Genomic DNA, 4,473 nt, shown 5'->3' on the forward strand with positions numbered 1-4,473 from the left:
GGGGGCGCCCCCCCCCCCCGCCCACCCCCCGCGGGCCGCGCCCGCGCGCCCCGGGCTGTGGCGGGGGCCGCGCGGCCGGGGGGGGCGCCCCCCCCCCGCTCGGGGCGCCCGTGGCAGTCGGCGTACCCGTGGCGGTCGGCGCACCTGTGGCGGTCGGAGAGGCCGACTGGCTCGGGCGCGAACTCGGGCTCAGGCTCGGGCTCGTCGAGTCGCTCGGGGTCGCGGTGGGCGACGGCGAGGAGGCGGCCGCGGTCCAACTCGCCTTCGCGTTGGTGGTGGTGCCGAACGTGGTGTCGGAAGGCAGGAGGATCAGGGGCTGGCTGTCCGGACTGACCAGCGACAGGCCCCCTCGAACTGGCACCACCGTCGCCGCACTGACGGTCGCGCTGCCCGACTTCGCACCCGCCGGGGCCTTCACGAAGAGCGAGTCACCGTTCTTGACCAGGCCGATCAACATGCCGCCGCCGTCCGAGAGGACGTTTCCCGCCCGGTCGGTCAGCACCACACCGGCCGCGACCGCCACCGGGTCGAGGAGCGCGGTGACCCGATAGCCGGTGGTGGTGATCCTGATCGGGCCGAGCACCGACCCGGCCTTCCCGGTCACCGTGTTGGGGGAGAGGGACAGCGCGACGGCCGGTTCCTCGACATCAACGGCATGCGACACGAGGTAGTCGACGAGCCTGTCGGGGGCGGGGCTGTTCAGGACCCCCTTGACGCGGTTGGTGATGCGCCAGATGGCGGCCTGGGTCGCAGTGGCCGCCTGCGCCGCTGTGAGCTTGCCCTGGGCCAGCTTCTTGAGCTTGCCGAGGGGGACTGCCGGGTACCCGTGCTGCAGGATCCAGTTGACCTTCCCCGCGTCGGCATTTCCCTTCAACGTCGGCACGCCGGACCACCTGTCCACGTCGTAGGCCGAGCCGGGCTTCATCGTGCTCCGGGCGTCGAGGGAGTAGGCGAGATAGCTGGAGTGATCAGCGGTCGTCACCTCGATCAGACCGCCCTCGGCCCCATCGTCCTTGCTGTCGCCGAAGGAGACGAATCCGCCGCCCGCCGCGATCCTGCTGTTCACCACGACCGTCGCGAAAACACCGGGGCCAGCTCCGTCGGCGCCACCGTCCGCCGCGCCGGCCCCCGTGGGCGCGAGCCCGCCGACCGCCAGCACTCCGGTCGCGAGCGCGACGGCTGCCGCGCGGATTGCGCATTTCCACTTCACTGCTGGTTCTTCTCCTGTGTGAGCTCCGGGACCCGCTGGTCCCGGCCTGGACCGCGTCAATGCTTGTGTCCGCCTTCGCCCTTCGCGGCGCGGCCGCCGAGGTAGGGGTGGCCGCTCTATGGCCCCATAGACCCGGCCTATGGCCCACCGATCCGGATCCCGGAACCGGGGCGCGGGACCGGAGAGCCGGGCCGCCGGAGTCCCCCTCCCGCTCCGGCGGCCCAGCGTCCTGCACCCGACAGCCGCAACTGCGGTGTCCCCCGTCGGGCTTGTCCCTGCGGACACGAACGAACCTACCGGTGACCGGGCCGGCCCGGGGCCCGATCCCGGCGGCACTGCCTGCACGCCTCGGATGCAACTTCCTGCGGGCCCCGAGACGTTGGTCCCGTCCGTTCGGGGCGAAGGTCCCTGGGGAGCCCCCGGCGACTGTTAGACGATCACTGTCCTGCGGCGGCCCGATCCGGGCCGCCGTCTTCGCTTCGACATCCCCGAGGGCATCCGCGTGGAAGGCAACGCACTGGCGGTACTGGGCGTGAACGCCCAGGAGGAGTCGGTCTACCGGCTGCTCCTGCGCTCGCCCGACATCGGACTGACCCCGATCGCCCTCGGCTGCGGGCTCGACCGCGACACCGCCGGGGCGGCCGTCACCCGACTCCGGGAGCTGGGCCTGGCGATCGCCACGGGCGACCGCCACGCCTTCAGCGGCGTCGACCCGAAAGCCGCCGTCGAACGGCTGTCCCGGCGTCGGCTCGACGGGCTCCAGGACGAGATCCGGCAGGTCGTCTCCGCGCGCCATCTGGTGGACGGCCTGCTGGAGGACCAGCGGGCGGGGCTGCGGGGGCCGGTCGGCGACCTCCAGTACATCGATGGCATCGACCAAGTGATCGCCTGCGTCGACGAGTTGTCGTTCTTCGCCCGCGAGGAACGACTGACCACCCACCCGGGGCCGATCATCTCCGCCGCACTCGACTCCGTCCGCACCTCCGACCTGAAGTACCTGCGACGGGGCCTGCGGATGCGGACCATCCTGCACTCCAGCGCGCTCGACTGCCGCCGGATCAACCGTTTCGCGACCGAACTCACCGAACAGGGCGCCCAGGTGCGCGGCACGGCCGACCCGCTCGAACGGATGGTGATCTTCGACCGACGGACCGCCCTGGTCGCGACCGACCCGCACGACATCACCCGGGGCGCCCTGGTCATCCGCCAACCCGGCCTGCTGTCGCACCTGCTGGCCCTGTTCGAGCGCCGCTGGTCGCAGTCCTGCGGCGTCGGGGAGGGGCTGCCGAGCGAGATCGAGCGGGCGGTCCTGCGGACCATGGCCGGCGTCGACAAGGACGAGGCCGGGGCACGCGCCCTGGACATGTCGCTGCGCACCTACCGCGGCCACGTCGCGGCGCTGATGCGCCGGCTCGGTGCGCCGAACCGGTTCCAGGCCGCGCTGGCGGCCCGCGACCGGAACTGGATCTGACCGGCGGGCGGGGAAGGGCCAGGTGCCTCCGTCCCGTTCAGGGACGTCGGCCCGTCCGGGAAGGCCGGAAGGCCGGAAGGCCCGCGAGGCCTACTTGGCGCAGGTGCGGTCCCTGCCCGGGAGGCGGCCGGTGGCCAGGTAGGTGTTCACCGAGTCGTCGACGCAGGCGTTGCCGTAGACGCCGAAGCCGGTGTGCTGGAAGGCGCCGTCGAGGGTGACCAGCCGGGAGCTGGGCAGCATGCCGTGCAGGGCGACGCTGCCCCGGTACGGGGTGCGCGGGTCGCCGCTGGCGGCCACGAGCAGGGCCGCGGTGTCGCGCCGGACCTGGGTCGGCTCCTCGCGCGGCGCGTCCCAGAACGCGCACGGGGTGATGTTCTCGGTCATCGGGCTGAACAGCGGGTGGGCGGCCCGGCCGCGCTCGATGTCGCGCCAGTACTGCTCGGGGTCGCGCGGGGCGGCCACGTCCCCGCACAGGATGGCGGTCTGCACGCTGCCGGTGGCCGAACCCGCGCTGGTGAACGCCTCCCGCAGGAAGGCCGCGAAGCCGGGCGACACCCGGGTGGGCTGCCCGTCGGCGGCCTTGGCCAGGACGGACAACTGCTCGGCGAGGCCCGCCCGCGCCGGGTCGAGGTCGCTCGCGAGCCCGGCGAACAGCAGGGAAGGCACCTGGCTGCCGTCGAGCCGGAAGTCGTCGGGGGCGGTGCCGACGGTGAGCGGCTCCCGCTCGACCACCGCGACGACGCGGTCGATCGTGGCGCGCACCTGCGCGCGGGTGTCGCCGAGGCCGTAGTCGGCGTGGTGTACGGCCGCCCAGTCGGCCCAACTGTCGAGCGCCCGCTCGTGCTCGGTCTCGGCGCCCCGCATCAGCCGGGGGTTGTAGCTGCGCGGGTCGATCGCCCCGTCGAGGACCACCCGGTCGTAGCGGCCGGGGAACAGCTGGGTGTAGGCCGTGCCCAGGTAGGTGCCGTACGAGTAGCCGAGGTAGGAGATCCTCCGCTCGCCGAGCACGGCCCGGACGACGTCCAGGTCGCGGGCCGTGTTGCGGGTCGTGACGAACGGCAGCACCGAGGCGTTGGTGGCCCGGCACCGGTCGGCCACGCTCTTGGCCCGCGCCGTCTGGAGGTCGAAGCCCGCCCGGTCGGGGCCGGCCGAGAACAGGACGGGGCCGGTGGACAGGCCGCAGTCCAGCGGGGTGCTGCGGCCGACGAAGCGCGGGTCCATGCCGATCACGTCGTAGCGGGCGCCGGTCTCCTTCATCGCCCCGCGCACCAGGACGGAGTTGGCGAGGCCCGGCCCGCCGGGGCCGCCGAAGTTGAGCAGGAGGGAGCCGATCCGGTGCCGGGTGTCGGTGGCCTTGAGCCGGGAGATCGCGACGGTGACGGTCCGCCCCCGGGGGTCGCTGTAGTCGAGCGGCACGGTCACGTCCGCGCAGCGCGCGCCCGCGCTCTCCAGGCCGCGGCCGACCTCGTCGTCGGGGCCCAGGACGCAGCTGCGCCAGTCGAGGCGCTGGTGGTGGTAGCGGTCGAGTCCGGCTGCGGCGCTCGCGGGGCCGTCGTCGCGCTCGGCGGCGGCGGCCGTGGCGGCGGGCGCCGTGGCGAGGCAGGCGGTCAGGGCGAGGCCCGCGGCCGCGACGCGGCGCAGGGCCTTGGGGGTGGTCATGCGGTCTCCTGGCGGTGATGGGTGCGGATTGGGGGGGCATTAGGGGTCGCGCCCAGAGACCGGGCGCGCGAACACCCCCCCCCCCCCCCCCAGCAAAACCCGCGCCCCCACACACGCGCGCTCACAAAATAAC

Annotated in this window: 3 protein-coding genes; 1 reads left to right on the forward strand and 2 read right to left on the reverse strand. The window is 73.9% G+C overall.

Features of this window, described 5'->3' with window-relative positions; all coding sequences use genetic code 11:
- Nucleotides 1-1,210, reverse strand: a 1,210-nt coding sequence (locus ACFV6I_RS06755) for a thioester domain-containing protein (RefSeq protein WP_380423790.1), incomplete at its 3' end; no start/stop codon positions are given.
- A gap of 502 nt (nucleotides 1,211-1,712) precedes the next feature.
- Between ACFV6I_RS06755 and ACFV6I_RS06760 the strand changes: the two genes are divergently transcribed.
- Entirely contained in the window at nucleotides 1,713-2,681 is a 969-nt protein-coding gene (locus tag ACFV6I_RS06760) for a helix-turn-helix transcriptional regulator (protein WP_380423791.1), read from the forward strand.
- A 90-nt stretch (nucleotides 2,682-2,771) separates the two neighbouring features.
- Here ACFV6I_RS06760 and ACFV6I_RS06765 read toward each other — a convergent pair whose 3' ends face one another.
- The gene (locus tag ACFV6I_RS06765) at nucleotides 2,772-4,340 is read right to left on the reverse strand and encodes an alpha/beta hydrolase (RefSeq protein WP_380423792.1); all 1,569 of its coding nucleotides are present in this window, start codon (nucleotides 4,338-4,340) and stop codon (nucleotides 2,772-2,774) included.
- Nucleotides 4,341-4,473 lie beyond the last annotated feature (133 nt).

Source organism: Kitasatospora sp. NPDC059803 (assembly GCF_042732255.1).
Classification (GTDB): Bacteria; Actinomycetota; Actinomycetes; order Streptomycetales; family Streptomycetaceae; genus Kitasatospora.

Coding starts and splice junctions, on each gene's coding strand:
- ACFV6I_RS06765 (WP_380423792.1), bottom strand. CDS start 4,340: ATGACCACCCCCAAGGCCCTGCGCCGCGTCGCGGCCGCGGGCCTCGCC.